Here is a 20,805-nt window from a genome sequence, read left to right on the forward strand (position 1 = left end):
CTCAGAGCCCCACCGCGCTGAACAGCTGGGCGACCTCGGTCCGGGTCAGCACGCGCCAGCGGCCCTGCCGCAGGTCCCCGAGGTGCACCGGACCGACCTGCACGCGGACCAGCCGCTCGACCGGGTAGCCCACCTCTTCGAGACCTCGGCGCACGATGTGCTTGCGGCCCTCGTGCAGCACGACCTCGACGAGCGCCTTACCCGGCTGGGAGTCGATCAACCGGAAGCTGTCGAACCTGACGGGTCCGTCCTCGAGCTCGACGCCCTCGCGCAGCCGCTTGCCGACGTCGCGGGCCACGGGACCCGGCACCTCGGCGAGGTACGTCTTCGGCACGCCGTACCCGGGGTGCTGCAACCGGTGCGCGAGCTCGCCGTCGTTCGTGAGCAGGATCAGACCCTCGGTCTCGGAGTCGAGCCGGCCGACGTGGAAGAGCCGCTCCGGCCGCTCCGCCATGAAGTCACCGAGGGAGACCCGGCCCAGGTCGTCGCTCATCGAGGAGACCACGCCGGCCGGCTTGTTGAAGGCCAGGTAGAGCTTGTCCTCGTCGACCTGCACCCGGACGCCGTCCACGTGCACGACCTGGCGCACCGGATCGATCCGGACGCCCTGCTCGACCACGATGTGCCCGTCGACCTGTACGCGGCCGGCGGCGATCATCGCCTCGCAGGCCCGGCGGCTGCCGACCCCGGCCTGCGCCAGCACCTTCTGCAGCCGCATGCCGTCCTCGACGTGGACGTCGGCGGGGACCGCGGGCACCGGCGCGTGGCCGCGCTTCGGCCGGGTCGGACGCGGCTTGGCACCCTTGGCCGGCTTGCCCTTGCCGGCCGGCTTGCCCTTGCCGACCGGCTTGCCCTTGCCGGCCGGCTTGCCCTTACCGACCGGCTTGCCCTTACCGACCGGCTTGCCCTTGCCGGTGGGCTTGCCCGGCCCGCTGCGCCGCGGCCCCTCGCCACTCATCGGGACACTCCCTCGGACAGCTCGTCCAGGACGTCGATCTCGGGCAGGTAGGGAGCCAGCGCCGGCAGCTCGTCGAGGGACGTGAGGCCGAGCCGTTCCAGGAACGTCGAGGTGGTCACGTACAGGATCGCGCCGCTCTCGCCGTCCGTCCCGCCCTCCTCGACCAGCCCGCGGCTGACCAGCGTGCGCATCACGCCGTCCACGTTGACGCCACGGACGTTGCTGACCCGAGCGCGCGAGACCGGCTGCCGGTAGGCGACCACCGCCAACGTCTCCAGCGCCGCCTGGGTGAGCCGCGCCTGCTGGCCGCCGACGACGAAGCGCTCGATGACCGGGGCGTAGTCCGCGCGGCTGAACACGCGCCAGCCACCGGCGACCTCGCGCAGCTCGAAACCGCGCTGCTGCTCGTCGTACTCCGCGGCCAGGCCGCGGACGAGCTCGGCGACCTCCGCGGGGGGCAGGCCGAGGGCTTGCGCGAGCGTGATCTCGGCGATCGGCTCGTCCACCACCATCAGCAACGCCTCGAGCGCGCCACGAGCACCGGACGGCAGGTCGTCGAGCACCAGCTCTGCGGGCTCCGGGTCGGCGACCGCGGCCGGTTCAGGCTGGTCGGCTGCGCCGTCGAGCGGAAGGTCCGTCATGGTCGCCGAGTCTAGTGGCGTCGGCGCGGGCTCAGGTCAGCGGAGCCGCACCGCCCGCACCGTGGACGCGCTCGGCCGGTTCGCGTAGGAGCCGGCGAACACCGCGCGGTAGCTCACCGCCACCCGCGGACGGACCGTCAGTGCGAAGCGAGCGGCCTTCGCCGACGTGGTGACGGCGCGGACCACCGTCCACGGACCGGCGCCCACCCGCTGGTAGACCACGACGCGCTTGCCCGGCAACGGGGCGCCGTTCACTGCCCGGGTCAGCCGGCCGGACAGGGTCACGGCGCTTCCCTTGCGCACCCGGATCGCGCTCGTGCCGAGAGTCGTGCTGACCACGGCCCGGTCGCGGATGGTGTGGCTGCGTGGGTACGACCAGGACGCCGCGAACTGGGTGCCGCCCGAGTAGCGGACCTTGTACGTCGCGGCCGTGGTGGGCTGGCGGGTGAAGCCGTACCAGGCGGTGACGGACGAGGTGCGCGTGCTCGCCACGAGTGCCCAGGGTCCGGCGCCGACCCGGCGGTAGAGCCGCACGGTCGCACCGGTGACCGGCGTCCCGGCGGACGTACGCAGGTAGCCCGAGATCCGCCAGGCCGACCCCCGGTATGCCGTGCTGCTGGTGGTGGCGGTGGTCGGGTGGGTGCCGAGGTGGGCGAAGGCCCGCAGCTGGGCGGCGCTCCCGTTGAACACGTTGAGGTCGACGTCACCGCTGATCCCGGCGACCCGGCCGGTCGCCGAGTACTGGTGCACCGCGTACGTGGGCCAGCCGCCGGGCACCGAGGGCGTGGCCGTCCAGTTCGCGATCCACAACGGGTAGGCGTGGAACGCGTTGCTGTCGGCCATAGCACTGCGCCAGAAGGAGGGGTAGGTGTAGATCATCGGCTGGCGGCCGGTCAGCGAGCGCACCGTGGTCAGCCAGGTTCGCGTCCAGGTGGCCAGCTGGGCGGGCTTGAGCCCACCGGACGTCTCCAGGTCGAGGACGGGCGGCAGGTCGCCGGCGTCCTGCATGCGGCCGACGATCGAGACGAAGACGCGGGCGTCGCGCGCTGCCGATCCGGCCACCGCACTCGGGATCGCGTAGTGGTAGGCGCCCCGGTAGATGCCCGCGGTGACGGCTCCGCGCCAGTTGCGGTCGAAGCACGCGTCCTGCGCGGTGACAGCCGCCTTGGTCCGGGTCGCGCGGATGAAGACGAAGCTGCGGGTCGTCGCCGACACCTTCGACCAGTCGATGCCCTGAGCGGCGCAGCTGTCCGAGGCCCCGGCGCTCTGCCAGCGGGAGACGTCGATGCCGAGGGGGCGGCTGGTGGCCGCGGACGCCGGGACGGCGAGCCCGGCCAGCGCGGTCGCTGCGGCGGCGAGCACGACCGCGGTGAGGGTCAGCGGACGGGCACGGCGCAGGGCGGCGAGGTGTCGGGGCACACCAACCCCGTCGGCGTGCGCCGGGACGACCTGAGGCTTAGGACCCGATGTCGTCCGGGTCCCGTGGGGCGTCCGGGTCCCGTGGGGCTGCAGGGTCTGGCGGCACGCGCGAGTCTGCCTCGTCCGGCACGCTCGGCTCGTCCTGCTCGTCCTGCGCGTCGAACTCGTCGAACTCGTCGCTGACGTCCACGTCCCCGTCGTCCGAGCCGGTCCAGCGGATGGTGAGCTCGCCGAGCGGGCTGACCTGGTCGAAGCCGACGGCCCCGTCGCGGAACAGCTCCAGCAGCGCGAGGAACCGGGCTACCACCATGAGCGTGCTCTCGGCGTCCGCGGTGAGCGCGCGGAACGTGGTGGTCCGGCTGCGCCGCAGCACGTCGATGATCACGGCGGCCTGCTCGCGGACGCTGACCGCCGGGGCGTGCAGGTGCGCCAGCCCGACCGTGGGGGCGACCTTCGGCGCCAACGCCTGCGCCGCGATGGCGGCCAGCTGCTCGGGGGTGATGCTCATGATGAGCTCGGGCAGCAGGTTCGCGAAGTGCGGCTCCAGCGTGTTCTGCCGGGCGGTCCGGCGGGCGGCGTCCGCCATCCGCTCGCTGAACACGGCAGCCACCTGCTTGAACGCGCGGTACTGCAGCAGCCGGGCGAACAGCAGGTCGCGCGCCTCGAGCATGGCGAGGTCGTCCTCGTCCTCGACCTGCGCGGACGGCAGCAGCCGCGCCGCCTTCAGGTCCAGGAGCGTGGCGGCGACGACCAGGAACTCGCTGGCCTGGCCGAGGTCCCAGTCCCCGCCTTCGCCGGCGTGCCCGCGGATGTGCGCCATGAACTCGTCGGTGACCCTGGCCAGCGACACCTCCGTGATGTCCAGCTGGTGCTTGGAGATCAGCCCCAGGAGCAGGTCGAACGGTCCCTCGAAGACATCCAGGTGCACCTGGAACGGAACCGATCGACCCCGCCCGGTGGCCGGCGCGGCGTCGTCCACGACGACCACCTGGCTCAGGCGGCGTCGCCGCGGGCGATGAGCTCGCGAGCCAGCTGCCGGTAGGCCTCGGCACCTGCGTGGGTGGACGCGTAGGTGGTGATCGGCTCCGCGGCGACCGAGGCGTCGGGGAACTTCACGGTCCGCGAGATGACGGTGCGGAAGACGTTGTCCCCGAAGGCCTCGACGACACGGGCGACGACCTCGCGGCTGTGCAGCGTCCGGCTGTCGTACATCGTGGCCAGGATCCCGTCGATCTCGAGCCGGGGGTTGAGCCGGTCCTGCACCTTCTCGATCGTCTCGACGAGGAGGGCGACGCCACGCAGCGCGAAGAACTCGCACTCCAGCGGGATCAGCACGCCGTGCGCGGCGGTCAGCGCGTTGACGGTCAGCAGTCCCAGCGAGGGCTGGCAGTCGATGAGCACGACGTCGTAGTCGTCGAGCACGGGGCGCAGTGCCCGTCCGAGCACCATCTCGCGTGCGACCTCGCCCACGAGCTGCACCTCGGCGGCGGACAGGTCGATGTTGGCGGGCAGCACGTCCAGCCCCTCGATGGCCGTGGTGCGGACGACGGAGCGCACGTCGGTGGAGCGGTCCATCAGCACGTTGTAGATGGTCACGTCGAGCTCGTGCGGATTGATACCGAGCCCGACGGACAGCGCGCCCTGGGGGTCGAAGTCGACCAGCAGCACCTTGCGGCCGACCTCGGCCAGGGCGGCGCCGAGGTTGATCGTGGTGGTGGTCTTGCCGACCCCACCCTTCTGGTTGCACATCGCGATGATGCGCGCCGGCCCGTGCGACGACAGCGGGGCCGGCTGCGGGAAGTCGATCTCCGGACGGCCGGTCGGCCCGAGCTCGGTGTCGACGGGAGCCATCGGGAGCTCAGCGGACGTCGGTGGCTGGGCGGTCACGGGCGGTCGACTCCAGGTGCGGACAGGTCGGGCGGCTCGGGGCGAGCGGTGTCCGTGACCCTAGCCGCGGGCCGCCCGGCGCTTCAAGGCACCCCGCCGTCCAGCACTCACAAGGCCCGCGGGTGGGCGGCTGCGTAGACCTCACGGAGCCGGTCGGCCGTGACGAGCGTGTACAGCTGGGTCGTCGTCACCGACGCATGGCCGAGCAGCTCCTGGACCACCCGGACGTCGGCGCCGCCGTCGAGCAGGTGGGTGGCGAAAGAGTGCCGCAGGGTGTGCGGGCTCACGTGCCCACCCAGGTGGGCCCGCTCGGCCGCCACCCGGAGCACCGACCACGCGCTCTGCCGGGACAGCCGCCCGCCGCGGGAGTTCAGGAACAGCGCGGTGGCGCCCCGCCCGTTCGCGGCCGACCCGTGCACGGCGAACCCTGGCCGGGCCCGTACCAGGTAGGCGCGCACAGCGTCCCGGGCGAACGATCCCAGGGGCACCACCCGCTCCTTGCGGCCCTTGCCGAACAGCCGCACGGCACCGTGCTCGAGGTCGACGTCGTCGACGTCCAGCCCGACCGCCTCGCTGATCCGGGCGCCGCAGCCGTACAGCAGCTCGAGCAGGGCGCGGTCACGCAGCGATGCCGGGCTGTCCCCCACGGAAGCGGCCTCGAGCAGCCGCTCCACCTCGCCCGTGCTGATGGCCTTGGGCAACCGCTTCGGCGCGCTCGGGGGCCGGACGTCGGCGGCCGGGTCGTGCGTGGTGACGTCCTCGAGCAGCAGGAACCGGTGCAGACCGCGGACCGCGACCAGGCAGCGCGCCGAGGACGCCGCAGTCAGCGGCTGGTGGTCCGCGTCCCCCTCTCGCAGGTGCATGACGAACGCGGTGACGTCGGCCTCGGTCACCGCTTGGGGGTCGACGACCGACCGGTCGGCCAGGAAGGCGGTGTATCGACGCAGGTCGCGCCGGTAGGACGAGAGCGTGTTCGCGGCCGCGCCCCGCTCGACGTCCAGGTGCGCCAGCCAGCCGGAGACGGCGGCGGTGAGCGCCGCCGACGCCTCCGGCGCGGGCTGTGCGCTCAGGCGAGCACCTCGGCGAGCGGCACGGACGTCATCCCGTGCGCCTCGGCGACCGGGGCGTAGGTGACCTGGCCGTCGTGCGTGTTGAGACCGAGCGCCAGGGCGCGGTCGGCCTGCAGGGCGGAACGCCAGCCGCGGTTGGCCAGCTCGACGGCGTACGGCAGCGTCACGTTGGTCAGCGCGTACGTCGAGGTGTGCGGGACGGCGCCCGGCATGTTCGCGACGCAGTAGAAGACCGAGTTGTGCACCTGGTAGGTCGGGTCCGCGTGCGTGGTCGGACGGGAGTCCTCGAAGCAGCCGCCCTGGTCGATCGAGATGTCGACCAGCACGCTGCCGGGCTTCATCCGGGAGACCTGCTCGTTGGTGACCAGGGTCGGGGCCTTGGCACCGGGGACGAGGACGGCACCGATCACCATGTCGGCGTCCATGATCGCCTGCTCGACCTCGTACGCGTTGGACGCGACGGTCTGGCAGTGACCCTGGTAGATCGCGTCGACCTGACGCAGGCGCGCGACGTTGCGGTCCAGCAGGAGCACCTCGGCCTGCATGCCGAGCGCGATGGCCGCCGCGTTCATGCCGGACACGCCAGCGCCGATGACGACCACCTTCGCCGCGTAGACGCCGGGCACCCCGCCCATCAGGATGCCGCGGCCGCCCTGGGCGCGCATGAGGGTCGCCGCCCCGACCTGCGGAGCCAGCCGACCGGCGACCTCGCTCATCGGGGCCAGCAGCGGGAGGCTGCGGTCCGGCAGCTCGACGGTCTCGTAGGCGATGCCCGTGACCTTGCGCTTGGTGAGCTCCTCGGTCAGCGGCTTGTCAGCGGCCAGGTGCAGGTACGTGAAGAGCGTCTGCCCCTCCCGCATCCGGTCGTACTCGGACGCGATCGGCTCCTTCACCTTCAGGATGAGGTCGCCAGTACCCCACACGTCGTCGGCGCCGGACAGGATCGTCGCGCCGGCGGAGACGTAGTCCTCGTCCGTGATGGAGGAGCCGACACCTGCCTCGGTCTCGACGAACACCTCGTGACCGTTGCGCACGAGCTCGTTCACTCCGGACGGCGTGATCGCCACCCGGTACTCGTGGTTCTTGACCTCGCGGGGAATACCGACCTTCACGGTCACACGTCCTTTGCGCGCACCGCCACCGTCAGGCGCCATTGCCCGACGGTCAGCCCCGATCTGGGGTGGCAGCGCGAGTCTAGCCGGGGCCGCTGCCCGCCCCCGCCCGGCAGAGTGTCTGCCGGAACAGCGCTTTTCGACAGTTTTACGTCGGGCGGTGGCCTCAGGAGGTGCTGGCGGCCGCTCCCCAGCCGTGCCAGTGATCGATCTCGATCCACGCGCTGACCCGCGGCCGTTCGCGGTTGGGGTAGGCGTCCCCGCCGTAGTGCCGGGACAGCCGGTCGATGTCGGCCAGCTCTGCGTCGTCCCGCCACTCGACGACCCTGCCGCGGATGCTGACGTGGGTGTACCAGGCACCGTCCTCGAGCGCGGTGAGCGCGACGCGACCGTCGTGGCGCAGCCACTCGACCCGGGCCCGGCCACCGTCCATGTTCACCAGGATCCGGCCGTCGTCCTCGACCAGGTACCAGGTGGCCACGGCGAACGGCTGACCGTCCGGCATGGTGCCCGCGATGACGGCGGGGTTGGCCCGTCGCAGCAGGTCCATCGTGTCGTCCGGCAGGGGTGGGGTGGGCATGTTCGTCCTCTCGTCGACCAGGGGCTGACACGATCCTCACATGGAACTCGACGCGGTCATCCGCCGCCGGCGCATGGTGCGCGCCTACGACCCCGACCGCCCCGTCCCCGGTGAGGTGATCGACCGGGTGCTCGACCACGCCGTGCGCGCCCCCAGCGCAGGCTTCAGCCAGGGCTGGGACTTCGTGGTCCTGCGCGACGACGCGTCCCGCCGGACCTTCTGGAGCACCACGAAGGAGGACGACGGTCCGCCGGACGCCTGGTTGCGGGGTCTGATGAGCGCCCCGGTACTCGTGCTCTGCCTCAGCGACAAGGACGCCTACCTCGACCGTTATGCCGAGCCGGACAAGGGCTGGACGGACCGCGCCGAGTCGCACTGGCCGATCCCCTACTGGGACGTCGACACCGGGATGGCCGCACTGATGATGCTGCTCACCGCGGTCGACTCCGGGCTCGGCTCGTGCTTCTTCGGGGTGCCGGGTGAGCGGCACGACGCCGTCCGGCGGGCGTTCGCCATCCCGGGCGGACGCCGCGTCGTGGGGGTCGTCTCGGTCGGGTACGCCGCCGCCGACCGCCGCTCCCCCAGCCTGCGCCGGGGTCGTCGTCCGGTCTCCGAGGTCGCCCACGAGGGCCGGTTCGGGCAGCAGTACCGCGCCACACCGAGCGGCCTCAGCCACGTCGACGACGGCGTGGGCGATGATGAGGCGGCCCGTCCGCTGCAGACCTGAGGAGCTCTCCCGCGCCATGGCACGTCGATCGTCGCCCACCCCTCCGCCCGAGGACTACACCGAGCGGATCGTCGACATCGACGTCCAGAACGAGATGCAGGACTCGTTCCTCGAGTACGCCTACTCGGTCATCTACTCGCGCGCCCTGCCGGACGCGCGGGACGGCCTCAAGCCGGTGCAGCGCCGCATCCTGTACTCGATGTCCGAGATGGGCCTGCGCCCCGAGCGCGGGCACGTGAAGAGCTCCCGGGTCGTCGGCGAGGTCATGGGCAAGTTCCACCCGCACGGCGACGGCGCCATCTACGACGCGCTCGTCCGGATGGCCCAACCCTTCTCGCTGCGGCTGCCCGTCGTCGACGGGCACGGCAACTTCGGATCGCCCGACGACGGCCCGGCGGCCATGCGGTACACGGAGGCGCGGCTGGCCCCGGCCGCGCTGCTGATGACGGCCTCGCTGGACGAGGCGACCGTCGAGTTCGTGCCGAACTACGACGACCAGCTGACCCAGCCCGAGGTCCTGCCCGCGGCCTACCCCAACCTGCTGGTCAACGGCGCCAGCGGCATCGCGGTCGGCATGGCGACGAACATGGCCCCGCACAACCTCGTCGAGGTGATCGGCGCGGCGAGGCACCTGATCGCGCACCCCGACGCGACGCTCGACGATCTGATGCGCTTCGTTCCCGGGCCGGACCTGCCGACCGGCGGCCGGATCGTCGGCCTGGACGGGATCCGCGAGGCGTACGAGACGGGCCGCGGCACCTTCCGCACCCGGGCCACGGCTCGGGTGGAGGCGATCACCCCTCGCCGCAAGGGCATCGTGGTCACCGAGCTGCCGTACACGGTCGGCCCCGAGAAGGTGCGCGAGAAGATCGTGGACCTGGCCCGGGCGAAGAAGATCCAGGGCATCGCGGACGTCGTGGACCTGACCGACCGCAGCCACGGGCTGCGGCTCGTCATCGAGGTCAAGAACGGCTTCAACCCGGACGCCGTGCTCGAGCAGCTGTACAAGCTGACGCCGATGGAGGACTCCTTCGGCATCAACAACGTGGCGCTGGTCGACGGCCAGCCACGCACCCTCGGCCTGCGCGAGCTGCTGCGGGTCTACGTGGACTTCCGGATCGACGTGGTGCGTCGCCGCAGCCAGTTCCGGCTGGCCCGCCGCGAGGAGCGGCTGCACCTCGTCGAGGGCCTGCTGGTGGCCATCCTGGACATCGACGAGGTCATCGCGATCATCCGGTCCAGCGACGACGCGGACACCGCGCGGACCCGGCTGACCCAGGTGTTCGACCTGTCGACGCAGCAGGCTGAGTACATCCTCGAGCTCCGGCTGCGCCGGCTCACCAAGTTCAGCCGGATCGAGCTCGAGAAGGAGGCAGAGGAGCTGCGCCGCCAGATCGAGGAGCTGCGCGCCGTGCTCGGCGACGAGGGCGCGCTGCGACGCGTCGTCTCCGACGAGCTCGCCGAGGTCGCCAAGGCGCACGGCACTCCCCGGCGCACCGTCCTGCTGGCCTCGGCCGGTGCCCCGGCGACCGCGGCCACCCCCCTCGAGGTCGCCGACGACCCGTGCTGGGTGCTGCTCTCGTCGACCGGGCTGCTGGCCCGCACCGCGAGTGACGAGCCCCTCCCGCACTCCGGTGAGCGGCACCAGCACGACTCGATCCTGGCCGCGATCCGCACGACCGCCCGTGGCGAGGTGGCTCTGGTCACCTCCCGCGGCCGCGCTCGCCGGCTGTCCGTCCTCGAGCTGCCCTCCCTGCCACCGACGAACGGCTCCCCCAGCCTGGCCGGCGGTGCCCCGCTCGGCGCCTTCGTCGACCTCCCGGCGGGCGAGCGCGTGCTGACGCTGAGCTCGCTGGACGCCGGTTCGGTCGGCCTCGCGCTCGGCACCGCCCATGGCGTGGTCAAGCGGGTCGTCCCGGACCACCCGGGCGGCCGCGAGGAGTGGGAGCTGATCGGGCTCAAGGACGGCGACGAGGTCGTCGGTGCGGTCGAGCTCGCCACCGAGGCCGTGGAGCTGTGCTTCATCACCTCGGACGCCCAGCTGCTGCACTTCCCGGCGGCGTCCGTGCGACCTCAGGGCCGACCGGCCGGCGGCATGGCCGGCGTCAAGCTCGGGGCGGGCGCCACGGCCGTCTGGTTCGGCGCCGTGGACCCGGCGGCGGACGCCGTGGTGGTCACCGTCGCCGGGTCGACGGGGGCCCTGCCCGGCACCGAGCCTGGCGCCGTCAAGGTGACGCCCTGGTCGGAGTACCCCGGCAAGGGGCGCGCCACCGGCGGGGTCCGCTGCCACCGCTTCCTGCGGGGCGAGGACACGCTGATCCTCGGCTGGGCCGGTGCGACCCCCGCGCGGGCCAGCGCCGCGAACGGCAGCGCACTCGAGCTGCCCGCCGCCACCGGCAAGCGGGACGGGTCCGGCGTCCCGGCGCCGGCTCCGATCGCCGCGGTCACCGCTCCGGCCGGCCCGGTCTCCCCGGCGAACTGACGCTCGCGCCCTGACGCCCGCGCTGGGCGGGCGCCTGCTCGCGGTGGGACCCGCTCAGGCGTCGATGCGCTCGCGGTCGAGGTCGGCGGCGCCCTCGACGAGGAAGTCCTTGCGCGGGGCCACGTCCGACCCCATGAGCAGCTCGAAGACGCGCTCGGCGCGCTCGGCGTCCGGCACGGTGACGCGGCGCAGGGTGCGGTGCCGAGGGTCCATGGTCGTCTCGGCCAGCTGGTCGGCGTCCATCTCGCCCAGGCCCTTGTAGCGCTGGATGGGCTCCTTGTAACGCTTGCCCTTCTTCTCCAGCTGCTTGAGCAGCGTGCGCAGCTCGGTCTCGGAGTAGGTGTAGACGACCTCGTTCTTCTTGCTGCCCGGGTTGACGATCTCGACCCGGTGCAGGGGCGGCACCGCCGCGTACACCCGCCCTTCGTCCACCAGCGGGCGCATGTAGCGGAAGAACAGCGTGAGCAGCAGCGTGCGGATGTGCGCACCGTCGACGTCGGCGTCCGTCATCAGCACGATCCGGCCGTACCGGCGGGCCTCGAGGTCGAACGATCGGCCCGAGCCGGCGCCGACCACCTGGATGATGGAGGCGCACTCGGCGTTCTTGAGCATGTCCGCGACGGACGCCTTCTGGACGTTCAGGATCTTGCCGCGGATCGGCAGCAGCGCCTGGAAGTCGGACGAGCGGGCCAGCTTGGCGGTGCCCAGGGCGCTGTCCCCCTCGACGATGAACAGCTCGCTGCGCTCGAGGTCGGTCGTGCGGCAGTCGGCCAGCTTGGACGGCAGCGACGAGGTCTCGAGCGCGTTCTTGCGACGCTGCGTCTCCTTGTGCAGTCGCGCGCTGATCCGCGTCTTCATCTCGGCGACGACCTTCTCGAGCAGCAGCGCGGACTGCTGCTTGGCGCCGCGCTTGGTCGAGGTCAGCAGCTCAGTGAGCTCCTTCTCGACGACCCGGGACACGATGCCGCGCACCGCATTGGTGCCCAGCACCTCCTTCGTCTGGCCCTCGAACTGGGGCTCCGCGAGACGGACGGTCACCACGGCGGTCAGGCCCGCGAGCACGTCGTCCTTGTCGACCTTGTCGTTGCCGGCCTTCAGCCGCCGCGCGTTCGACTCGATTTGCTTGCGGAACGTCTTGATCAGCGCCGTCTCGAAGCCGGCCAGGTGGGTGCCGCCCTTGGGGGTCGCGATGATGTTCACGAACGAGCGGACGTGGGTGTCGTAGCCGATCCCCCAGCGCAGCGCGATGTCGACCTCGCACTCGCGCTCGACCTCGGTCGCCGTCATGTGGCCGCGCTCGTCCAGCACCGGCACCGTCTCGTGGAAGCGCCCGGTGCCGTGCAGTCGCCACACGTCCGTGACCGAGGTGTCGTGGGCCAGGAACTCGACGTACTCGGTGATGCCACCGTCGTGGTGGAACACCTCCTCGTGCGGGCCGTCCGCCCCCGGCGTCCCGGGGAGCCGTCGCTCGTCCCGGATCACCAGGGCCAGGCCGGGCACCAGGTAGGACGTCTGCCGGGCGCGCGTGACCAGGTCGTCGTAGGTGAACTCCGCCTCGCTCAGGAACACCTGCGGGTCGGACCAGTAGCGGATCCGGGTGCCCGTGACGCCCCGCTTGCCCCGGCCGACGTGCAGCTCCGAGCGGGAGACGAACGGCTCGAAGGCGGCGTCCGGCGAGGGCTGCGCCGTCCCGTCCTTGAACGTGCCGGGCTCACCGCGCCGGAAGCTCATCGAATGCACCTTGCCGCCACGCTCGACGTGCACGTCCAGCCGCGAGGACAACGCGTTGACGACGCTCGCGCCGACACCGTGCAGACCACCCGTGGCCGTGTAGGAGCTGCCGCCGAACTTGCCGCCCGCGTGCAGCTTGGTGAACACCACCTCGACGCCGGACAGGCCCGTTCGCGGCTCGATGTCGACCGGGATGCCCCGGCCGTCGTCGTGCACCTCGACCGAGCCATCAGCGTGCAGCGTCACCTCGATGCGGTGGCAGACCCCCGCCAGCGCCTCGTCGACGGCGTTGTCGATGATCTCCCACAGGCAGTGCATGAGCCCACGGCTGTCGGTGGAGCCGATGTACATGCCTGGCCGCTTGCGGACCGCCTCGAGACCCTCCAGCACCGACAGGTGTCGAGCGGTGTAGTCACCCTCCGTGACGGTCCTGCGGCGTGCTGCGGGCTGGGCGCTCAACGGTGGTGTGCTCCTGGTTCGCGAATCGGGCCGGACCTCTCAAGGCCCACCCGAAGGTTACCGATCCATACCGACAGACCGATGGAGGCAGGCCGCGCCGGAGGTCGAGCAGGGTTCAGCGTTCAGCGAACCGCCGGTCAAGCTGCACGGCGGGAACGTTCTGACGTGCTTGACTGTTATGCAGGTCGACGGCGCCGGACTTGCTCGGCGCCACCGTTGTCCCTGACGAGGAAAAGGAAGGTGACGTGACCAGTACTCTCGCCACCAGTCCGCTCACCGCTGCTGACCGTTGCGACCGGTGCGGGGCCCAGGCCTACGTCCGCGTGATGCTCCTGAGCGGGGGCGAGCTGCTGTTCTGCGCCCACCACGGCCGCGAGCACGCCCCGGCGCTGACGTCGGCCGCCGCGACCATCCAGGACGAGAGCGAGCGGCTCCGTGAGACGCCCGCTGTCGCGCCCGAGGACGAGCGCTGACCCCGACCCCCACGCACCTTCGAGAGGCCCCGGCGCACCGCGCCGGGGCCTTTCGCGTCCCGGCACGGGGGTCGCGGCCCTGCCAGACTCTGCCGCTGTGACCCCCCTCGACGTCCTGCTCGCGCTGGTGATCCTGGTCGGGCTGGCCGGTGTGGTCGTGCCCGTGCTGCCCGGACTGGTGCTGGTGCTCGGCGCCGTCCTGGTGTGGTCGCTGGAGCGTCAGGACGCGACGGGCTGGGTGGTACTCGCCGTCGTGACCGTGCTGTTCGCGGTCGGTCAGGTCGCCAAGTACCTGCTACCGGGCCGACGGCTGCGCGAGGCGGGAGTCCCCGCGTCCACCATGCTCGCCGGTGCGGCCCTGGGGATCGTCGGCTTCTTCGTCGTCCCCGTGGTCGGGCTGTTCCTCGGGTTCGTGCTCGGCGTGTACCTGGCCGAGCTGGCGCGCACCCGTACCCACGCCGACGCGTGGCCGTCGACCGTGCACGCCCTCAAGGCGGCCGGCTGGAGCATGCTCATCGAGCTCGCCGCCGGGCTGCTGATGACAGCCGCCTGGGTCGCCGGGCTGCTGGTCGCGTAGGGAGCCTAGACCGGGCGCGGAGTACCGCGAAAGCACCCGGCCCGGTAGGGCTGCCGTGGTAGTTTCCGAAGACGTAGATCGGTCCGGGAACGGTGCCCTGCACCCCTGACGGACGTGCGGCGGAGGATCGGGTGACGATGGGCGGCGGGCACCCCTACGACGGGCGACCCGCGACCACTTCCGCCTATCCGAACGGGTCGGCCCTGACCGACCACCGCGACGAGGCCGTGGTGGTTGGCGGCGGCTTCTACGGCCTACGGGTAGCCCTGTTCCTGCGTCAGCGGCTCGGCTTCCGGCACGTGCGCGTGTTCGAGATGCTGGACTCGGTCATGGAACGGGCCAGCTACGTCAACCAGGCCCGCGTCCACAACGGCTACCACTACCCGCGGAGCATCCTCACCGCCTACCGCTCACGGGTGAACTTCCCCGGCTTCGTGGACGAGTACCGGGACGCCGTCGTCGACGACTTCGACCACTACTACGCCATCGCTCGCGCTCACTCCAAGGTGAACGCCCGTCAGTTCGAGCTGTTCTGCACCCGGATCGGCGCGGCCTGGCGCCCGGCGCCGACGCCGATCGCGGCGATGTTCCACCCCGGTCGCATCGAGCGCAGCTACGCCGTCCGCGAGCCCGCCTTCGATGCACGGGTCCTGCGCGAGCTGCTGCTCGACCGGATCTCGCGGGCCGGCGGCATCGACATCAGCCTGGGCGACGAGGTGAGCTCGATCGCGGCTCTCCCGGACGGCCGAGTGCTGCTCGAGGCCAGCAGTGGCAGCTACACCGCCGACCGCGTCGTCGGAGCGGGCTACTCCCGGATCAACGTCCTGCACCGTTCGTCGCACCTCGAGCAGGTGGCGCTGCAGCACGAGATCAGCGAGATGGCGCTGGTCGAGCTGCCACCGGCGCTGCGCGGACTGGGTCTGACGGTGATGGATGGCCCGTTCTTCTCCGTGATGCCCTTCCCGAGTCGAGGCCTGCACACGCTCTCGCACGTTCGCTTCACCCCGCGCTACCGGTGGCGGGACGGCAGCGGGCAGCCCGCACTCGACCCCCAGGCCGTGTTCTCGATGGCAGACCGGACCTCCGGCTTCACCGGGATGCGGGCCGATGTCATCCGGTACGTTCCTGCGCTGGCTGCCATGCGGCAGGTGGACTCCCTGCGAGAGGTGAAGACGGTGCTGGCCAAGAGCGACCTCGACGACAGCAGGCCGATCCTCTACCGGCCCGACCACGGCATCGCGAACTACACCTGCATCATGGGCGGCAAGCTGGACAACATCTACGACGTCCTCTCCGAGCTGGAGCACGACAGTGTCAGTGCGTAGCCCCGTCGAGGGGAAGGTCGACGCGTTCGTCTCGGTCATCGCCGTCCTGGACGACGAGGTGCGTGACCCGGTGGCGTTCCTCGCATCGCTGCATGAGGTGGTGCAGGCCAACTACACCAACTACGAGGTGGTCGCGGTCCTCAACGGCTTGTCGGCCGAGCGCATCCCGCAGATCCGCGCGCTGCTGTCGACCCTCCCGTGCATCCGGGTGCTGAGGCTGTCGCGCTCGTTCGGGGTGGACACCGCCATCTTCGCGGGGCTGGAGTCCGCCATCGGGGACTACGTCGTGAACCTGACCCCCGAGATCGACCCCGTGACGGTGGTGGTCGATCTGGTGACCCTGGCCATGCAGGGCAACGACGTCATCCAGGGCATCAGCACCACGCGGGTCGCCGGCAGCTGGCCCCGGCGGGCCGTCCGGCACTACTTCCTCGCCTACAACCGTCGGTACCTGCACGTCGAGATCCCCGAGCAGGAGACCTACCTCGTCTGCCTGACCCGACGGGCGATGAACTCGCTGGCGAACGCCTCGCGCAGCCAGCGATACCTGCGGCACCTGATTCGGCACATCGGCTACCGACTGACCGACTACACGTACGCGACGGCGGACGCCTCGCACCGGGCTCGCTCGATCCGCAACGACGTCATCAAGGGCGCCGAGATGATCACGAGCTACTCCTCGCACCCCCTGAGGTTCGTGACGTTCATCGGGGTCCTGGCCGGTCTGGCGAACCTCCTGTACGCCGTCTACGTCGTCGGGCTACGCCTCTTCCGGTCCGACATCGCCGCGGGCTGGACCACGACGTCCCTGCAGCTGTCAGCCATGTTCTTCGTCTTCTCGCTGATCCTGGCCGTGCAGGCCGAGTACATCGGACGCGTCCTGGCGGAGACCCGCAAGGAGCCGGCGTACTTCATCATGGAAGAGCTCGAGAGCGACACCCTCATCGCCGACCTCGACCGCCGCAACCTGAGCAGCTGAGAGGACCAGCGTTGACCACCGCACTCCCGCTCCCCGGTCAGGTGCCCACGTACCGGGCCGACGTCCTCGCTCCGCGCGCGCACCGCTACTGCGTCGTCGTGTTCGTCATCAACGAGGGCGAGAAGATCCGGCAGCAGCTCACCCGCATGGTCCCGCTCACGGAGCAGGTGGACGTGGTCGTGGCGGACGGCGGGAGCACCGACGGTTCGCTGGACCTGCCCTACCTCGGCGAGCAGCGGGTGCGCGCCCTGCTGACCAAGACGGGGCCCGGCAAGCTGAGCGCGCAGATGCGGATGGCCTTCGCCTGGGCCTTGGGCGAGGGCTACGAGGGCGTCGTGGTGATCGACGGGAACGGCAAGGACGGCGTGGAGGCCGTGCCTGAGTTCGTGCGGCTGCTGGATCAGGGGTACGACCACATCCAGGGGTCTCGCTTCATCCCGGGCGGGCAGGCGGTCAACACGCCGCTGGTCCGGCTCGTGTCCGTCCGGTTGCTGCACGCCCCCGCCATCAGCCTGGCCGCGGGACGCCGGCACACCGACACGACCAACGGCTTCCGGGCCTACAGCTCCCGACTCCTGACGGACCCCGAGGTGGCGGTGTTCCGCGACGTGTTCGTCACCTACGAGCTGCACTACCACCTGGCCGTCGAGGCATCGCGCCTGCCGCGGTTCAGGGCGGTGGAGACGCCCGTGAGCCGCACCTACCCGCCGCACGGGAAGACCCCGACCAAGATCAGCCCGGTCAGGGGCAATGCGCACGTGCTCGGTGTGCTGTTCAAGGCGGTCACCGGCCGCTACCGGTACCGGCCGACGGCCGCGGCGACGGACCAGCCGCGATGAGCGGCACGGGCGACGCCCTGGTGGGGTGGACCGGCTTCGTCGGCGGCAACCTCTCCCGTCAGCACGACTTCGCCCACCGCTACGCCTCGGCCACGGCACCCGAGATGGCGGGACACCGTTTCGATCGCGTGGTGTTCTCCGCGGCGCGGGCGGAGAAGTGGCGCATCAACCAGGACCCCGTGACCGACCGGGCGCACATCGAGGACCTCAAGCGCATCCTGTCGTCGTTCAGGGCAGAGCGGCTCGTGCTCGTCTCCACCGTCGACGTCTACGCGAAGCCCGTCGGAGTGGACGAGACCACGCCGCTGCCGGCGCCAGGGCTCCACCCCTACGGCGCGCACCGGTTCGAGCTCGAGGAGTTCGCCCGCAGCCGCTTCGACAACGTGCTCGTCGTCCGCCTACCCGGCCTGTTCGGGCCCGGGATCAAGAAGAACGTGATCTTCGACCTGCTGACCGGCAACAACCTGTCGGCGATAGACCACCGGGGCAGCTTCCAGTACTACGACCTGAGGCGCCTGTGGGCGGACATCGGCGTCGCGCTGGATGCCGGGTTCCCCCTGGTGAACTTCGCCACCGAACCCGTCACGACGGGGAAGGTCGCCCAGGAGTGCTTCGACCTGGACTTCCGCAACGAGCCGCCGGGCTCGTCCCCGGGCACGTACGACGTCCGGTCGGTGCACGCCGACGCCTTCGGAGGCCACGGCGGCTACCTGCAGTCGGCGGACCAGGTGCTGGCGGACCTGCGGTCCTTCGTCCTCGATGAGCGGAGCCGCTAATGGCGCTCGCCGTCTCGAACATCGCCTGGGAGGCGGCCGAGGAACCGATCGTGGCGGCCGAGCTCGCTCGGCTGGGCGTCCAGGCCGTCGAGGTCGCGCCGACCAAGGTGTTCGCGGACCCGCTGCGGGTGTCGGACGCGGAGGTCGCCGGCTACCGGCAGTTCTGGGCCGATCACGGCGTCCGCGTGGTGGCGTTCCAGTCGATGCTCTTCGGTCATCCCGAGCTGACCGTCTTCGACGGGGCGCAGACGCGCGCTGCCACGACGGCCCACCTGGTCGGGTTCCTCGACCTCGCGGAACGGCTGGACGCCGGCGTGCTGGTCTTCGGGTCGCCGCGCAACCGACGGGTCCCCGACGCGATGACGGCGGAGCAGGTCGACGACATCGCTGTCGCGTTCTTCAGCGACCTGGGTCGGGAGGCGGCCGAGCGCGGCGTCCTGCTGTGCATCGAGCCCAACCCACCTGCCTACGACTGCAACTTCGTGACGACTGCGGGCGAGGGTGCGGCGCTGGTCGCCGCCGTCGACTCCCCCGGCTTCGGGTTGCACCTGGACGCGGCGGGCATGACGCTGGCCGGGGACGACGTCCACGCAGCGATCACCGCAGCGCCCGGTCTGCGGCACTTCCACGTCAGCGCACCCCAGCTGGGTGAGCCGGAGGAGGACGTCGTGGACCACGCGTCAGCCGCACGCGCGCTGGGTGAGGTCGGCTACGCCCACCACGTGTCCATCGAGATGCGCTCCGTGCCCGGCGGGGACACCGTGGACCGGGTGGCGCGCGCCGTGGGTCTGGCGCGCCGGCACTACGGTGCGCTGGTCTGAGCCGCGCCGTACATCGAGCGCCGGGCCACGAAGTTCCAGACGTAGACGACCGCGGTCGCCAGGGCCTTGGACCACAGGTAGAACAGCCCCAGCCGGTCGGTGAGCAGCCACATCAGCCCGTCCAGCAGGAAGAGCCCAACCAGGCCGATGGCTGCGAAGAGCAGGAAGCGAGCACCAGCGTGGACGATCTTCGGCGACGAGAACACGTAGCGCTCGCTGAGCACGTAGGTGACGACCAACCCGCAGAGGAAGCCGGCCGTGGCCCCGACCAGGTGGTTGACTCCGAGCCCGCTGGTGAGGGCGACGAGTACGCCGACGTCAACGAGCAGGCCGACCGCAGCCACCCCGAAGTAGTCGCGGACCTGCCGCACGACGTCGCTGTGGCGCTGGAGCACGGCCGGCACGCTCACGCCGCGCAGCGGTAGAGGCCGATGCCGGCCGCCCGCTCGATCGGCGCGCAGCTGATGCCAGCCTGCTGCAACGGGACCAGCAGGTCGTCCTTGGCGGGCCGCGGACCGCTCAGCAGGCAGCCACTGCCCTCGCGGCGGAAGTAGTCCACGGCCCGCGCCTGGTAGGCCGGCATGTTGTCGCGGACCTGCTGCAGCCACGATTGCGACCCCAGCCCCGAGCGCGTGGGCACCAGGCCCTCGAGCTCGATCCCGAGTCGGTCCCTGGCGACGTACATCTGCGCAGCAGGCTGGTAGCTGTAGGCCGTGTAGGTGGCGCTGCAGGCCGCATCCCCGGCCGCCAGGACCCGGCCGACCTCCTCCTGCCGGCGCGCCGCACCGTAGAAGGCCACGCCGAGCACCCCCGCGACGGAGGCGGCCACCAGACCGACGGCCAGCAGTCGCACGACCGTGGACCGGTTGGTCCAGCCCGCCACGGCCTGCTGGAGCGTGCTCACCGCCGACCCGAGCGCGAGTCCGATGGCCGGCGTCACGAACAGCACGTGCCGTGGCTTGCTGAACGGTGACAGGCCCAGGACCGTGGCGACGGCCATCGCCGCCATCGCGGCCACCAGCACCAGGTAGGGGTACCAGGCTTCGGCGTCCCGGCGCCGCCCCACCACGGCACCGGCCGCCACCACGACGAGCACCGCGGTGCCGAAGAGCAGGAACAGGGGCTTGCCCGTGGGGGCGTAGATGCTGAGGACGCCGTTCACCAACGCACCGAGACCCACGCTGTCGTACACCGGCAGTGACAGCTGGTAGACCGCAGCCGGCTTCACGACCAGGAGGTAGGACAGCAGGAACACGGCGAGGTACCCGCCGCCCAGCAGGACCAGGGGCAGGCGGGCTCGCACCAGCGCCGGGCGGTCGGCCACCCACGAGATGAGCACCGCGGTGGCGCCCACCGACGCGGTCGCGATCACCGCCGTGTTCGAGAAGGGCAGCGCCAGCACCGACACCGCGAAGAACCAGCCGAGTGCTCGCGTCGAGAAGCGCTCGCGCACCAGCGTCACGCCCGTGGCCAGGATGAGCGCGCCCGCGGCGTACTCGAACGCGTAGTGCTTGAACATTCCCGCTTCCCAGACCACCCACATCGCCAGGCCCCCGGCGAGCACCGCACACAGTCGCCCGAGTGCGGTCTCGATCATGCGGGCCGCCCGGCGCAGGGCGAGGATGCCCACCACGAAGGCGATCAGGCTGGGCAGCCGCAGGACGATCTCGTTCAGCCCGAACGCGTCGACGAGCAGCTTGTCCAGCACGTACACGCCGTACGGCATGGTCTGCTCGAACAAGGCCATCGGCTGCCCCGGGGCCAGCCAGCCCTGCCCGGCCACGGCCTGGTAGACCATCGCCTCGTCGAACCAGAAGTTGCGGTTGGTGACCTCGATGGTCACCACCAGGAGCACGACGAAGGCGCCGAGGCCGATGTCCGTCCAGCGCTCCCACCGCCGCCGCGTCGGCGGTTCCTGCGGTCGACGAGCGCGGTTGAGCATGGCGCGA

Annotated in this window: 20 protein-coding genes; 9 read left to right on the top strand and 11 right to left on the bottom strand. The window is 71.4% G+C overall.

Annotated elements, in window-relative coordinates:
* Position 1: 1 nt before the first annotated feature.
* The 8 genes from ABEB17_RS12460 to ABEB17_RS12495 all read right to left on the bottom strand — a co-directional run bounded on the left by ABEB17_RS12460 (position 2) and on the right by ABEB17_RS12495 (position 7,667).
* Positions 2-958 (bottom strand): pseudouridine synthase, encoded by a 957-nt coding sequence (locus ABEB17_RS12460; RefSeq protein ID WP_345717014.1) that lies wholly within the window; start codon positions 956-958, stop codon positions 2-4.
* Positions 955-1,599, bottom strand: coding sequence for an SMC-Scp complex subunit ScpB (gene scpB, locus ABEB17_RS12465; RefSeq protein ID WP_345717015.1), 645 nt, complete (start codon positions 1,597-1,599; stop codon positions 955-957). The genes ABEB17_RS12460 and scpB overlap by 4 nt, the downstream gene beginning before the upstream one ends.
* A 36-nt stretch (positions 1,600-1,635) precedes the next feature.
* Positions 1,636-3,018 carry a glycoside hydrolase family 25 protein gene (locus tag ABEB17_RS12470; RefSeq protein ID WP_345717016.1) on the bottom strand — a complete coding sequence of 461 codons (1,383 nt, stop codon included), beginning with the start codon at positions 3,016-3,018 and terminating at the stop codon, positions 1,636-1,638.
* A gap of 37 nt (positions 3,019-3,055) precedes the next feature.
* Positions 3,056-3,997, bottom strand: a complete 942-nt coding sequence (locus ABEB17_RS12475; RefSeq protein WP_345717017.1) for a segregation and condensation protein A — start codon at positions 3,995-3,997, stop codon at positions 3,056-3,058.
* Positions 3,998-4,011: 14 nt separating this feature from the next.
* Entirely contained in the window at positions 4,012-4,869 is an 858-nt protein-coding gene (locus tag ABEB17_RS12480; RefSeq protein WP_345717345.1) for a ParA family protein, read from the bottom strand.
* Positions 4,870-5,012: 143 nt separating this feature from the next.
* Positions 5,013-5,975 carry a site-specific tyrosine recombinase XerD gene (gene xerD / locus ABEB17_RS12485; protein ID WP_345717346.1) on the bottom strand — a complete coding sequence of 321 codons (963 nt, stop codon included), beginning with the start codon at positions 5,973-5,975 and terminating at the stop codon, positions 5,013-5,015.
* Positions 5,972-7,087, bottom strand: coding sequence for an alanine dehydrogenase (ald, locus tag ABEB17_RS12490; RefSeq protein WP_345717018.1), 1,116 nt, complete (start codon positions 7,085-7,087; stop codon positions 5,972-5,974). The genes xerD and ald overlap by 4 nt, the downstream gene beginning before the upstream one ends.
* Before the next feature lie 166 nt (positions 7,088-7,253).
* On the bottom strand, positions 7,254-7,667 hold the full coding sequence (locus ABEB17_RS12495) for a pyridoxamine 5'-phosphate oxidase family protein (protein WP_345717019.1): 414 nt from the start codon (positions 7,665-7,667) through the stop codon (positions 7,254-7,256).
* Between the two features lie 40 nt (positions 7,668-7,707).
* On the opposite strand from ABEB17_RS12495, the gene ABEB17_RS12500 reads away from it, so the two are divergent.
* Entirely contained in the window at positions 7,708-8,394 is a 687-nt protein-coding gene (locus ABEB17_RS12500) for a nitroreductase family protein (protein ID WP_345717020.1), read from the top strand.
* A 16-nt stretch (positions 8,395-8,410) separates the two neighbouring features.
* Positions 8,411-10,876, top strand: a complete 2,466-nt coding sequence (locus ABEB17_RS12505; protein ID WP_345717021.1) for a DNA gyrase/topoisomerase IV subunit A — start codon at positions 8,411-8,413, stop codon at positions 10,874-10,876.
* Between the two features lie 54 nt (positions 10,877-10,930).
* Here ABEB17_RS12505 and ABEB17_RS12510 read toward each other — a convergent pair whose 3' ends face one another.
* Positions 10,931-13,066: a DNA gyrase/topoisomerase IV subunit B gene (locus ABEB17_RS12510; protein WP_345717022.1), complete on the bottom strand. Its 2,136-nt coding sequence runs from the start codon at positions 13,064-13,066 to the stop codon at positions 10,931-10,933.
* Positions 13,067-13,311: 245 nt separating this feature from the next.
* Between ABEB17_RS12510 and ABEB17_RS12515 the strand changes: the two genes are divergently transcribed.
* From ABEB17_RS12515 to ABEB17_RS12545, 7 genes are all read left to right on the top strand, one after another.
* Positions 13,312-13,539, top strand: coding sequence for a DUF7455 domain-containing protein (locus tag ABEB17_RS12515; RefSeq protein WP_345717023.1), 228 nt, complete (start codon positions 13,312-13,314; stop codon positions 13,537-13,539).
* A gap of 97 nt (positions 13,540-13,636) precedes the next feature.
* Positions 13,637-14,116: a DUF456 domain-containing protein gene (locus ABEB17_RS12520; RefSeq protein ID WP_345717024.1), complete on the top strand. Its 480-nt coding sequence runs from the start codon at positions 13,637-13,639 to the stop codon at positions 14,114-14,116.
* A gap of 137 nt (positions 14,117-14,253) precedes the next feature.
* On the top strand, positions 14,254-15,441 hold the full coding sequence (locus ABEB17_RS12525) for an FAD-dependent oxidoreductase (protein WP_345717347.1): 1,188 nt from the start codon (positions 14,254-14,256) through the stop codon (positions 15,439-15,441).
* Entirely contained in the window at positions 15,434-16,420 is a 987-nt protein-coding gene (locus tag ABEB17_RS12530; protein WP_345717025.1) for a glycosyltransferase, read from the top strand. Before ABEB17_RS12525 ends, ABEB17_RS12530 begins: the two co-directional genes overlap by 8 nt.
* A gap of 11 nt (positions 16,421-16,431) precedes the next feature.
* Complete coding sequence (locus tag ABEB17_RS12535) at positions 16,432-17,259, top strand: glycosyltransferase family 2 protein (RefSeq protein ID WP_345717026.1); 828 nt, start codon at positions 16,432-16,434, stop codon at positions 17,257-17,259.
* On the top strand, positions 17,256-18,035 hold the full coding sequence (locus tag ABEB17_RS12540) for an NAD-dependent epimerase/dehydratase family protein (RefSeq protein ID WP_345717027.1): 780 nt from the start codon (positions 17,256-17,258) through the stop codon (positions 18,033-18,035). The genes ABEB17_RS12535 and ABEB17_RS12540 overlap by 4 nt, the downstream gene beginning before the upstream one ends.
* Complete coding sequence (locus tag ABEB17_RS12545) at positions 18,035-18,856, top strand: sugar phosphate isomerase/epimerase family protein (protein WP_345717028.1); 822 nt, start codon at positions 18,035-18,037, stop codon at positions 18,854-18,856. Before ABEB17_RS12540 ends, ABEB17_RS12545 begins: the two co-directional genes overlap by 1 nt.
* Here ABEB17_RS12545 and ABEB17_RS12550 read toward each other — a convergent pair.
* Both ABEB17_RS12550 and ABEB17_RS12555 read right to left on the bottom strand, forming a co-directional pair.
* The gene (locus tag ABEB17_RS12550) at positions 18,838-19,266 is read right to left on the bottom strand and encodes a GtrA family protein (protein ID WP_345717029.1); all 429 of its coding nucleotides are present in this window, start codon (positions 19,264-19,266) and stop codon (positions 18,838-18,840) included. The two genes, ABEB17_RS12545 and ABEB17_RS12550, sit on opposite strands and share 19 nt — an antisense overlap.
* Positions 19,263-20,798, bottom strand: a complete 1,536-nt coding sequence (locus ABEB17_RS12555) for a hypothetical protein (protein WP_345717030.1) — start codon at positions 20,796-20,798, stop codon at positions 19,263-19,265. Before ABEB17_RS12555 ends, ABEB17_RS12550 begins: the two co-directional genes overlap by 4 nt.
* Positions 20,799-20,805 lie beyond the last annotated feature (7 nt).

It is taken from the genome of Angustibacter luteus, assembly GCF_039541115.1.
Taxonomy (GTDB): domain Bacteria; phylum Actinomycetota; class Actinomycetes; order Actinomycetales; family Angustibacteraceae; genus Angustibacter; species Angustibacter luteus.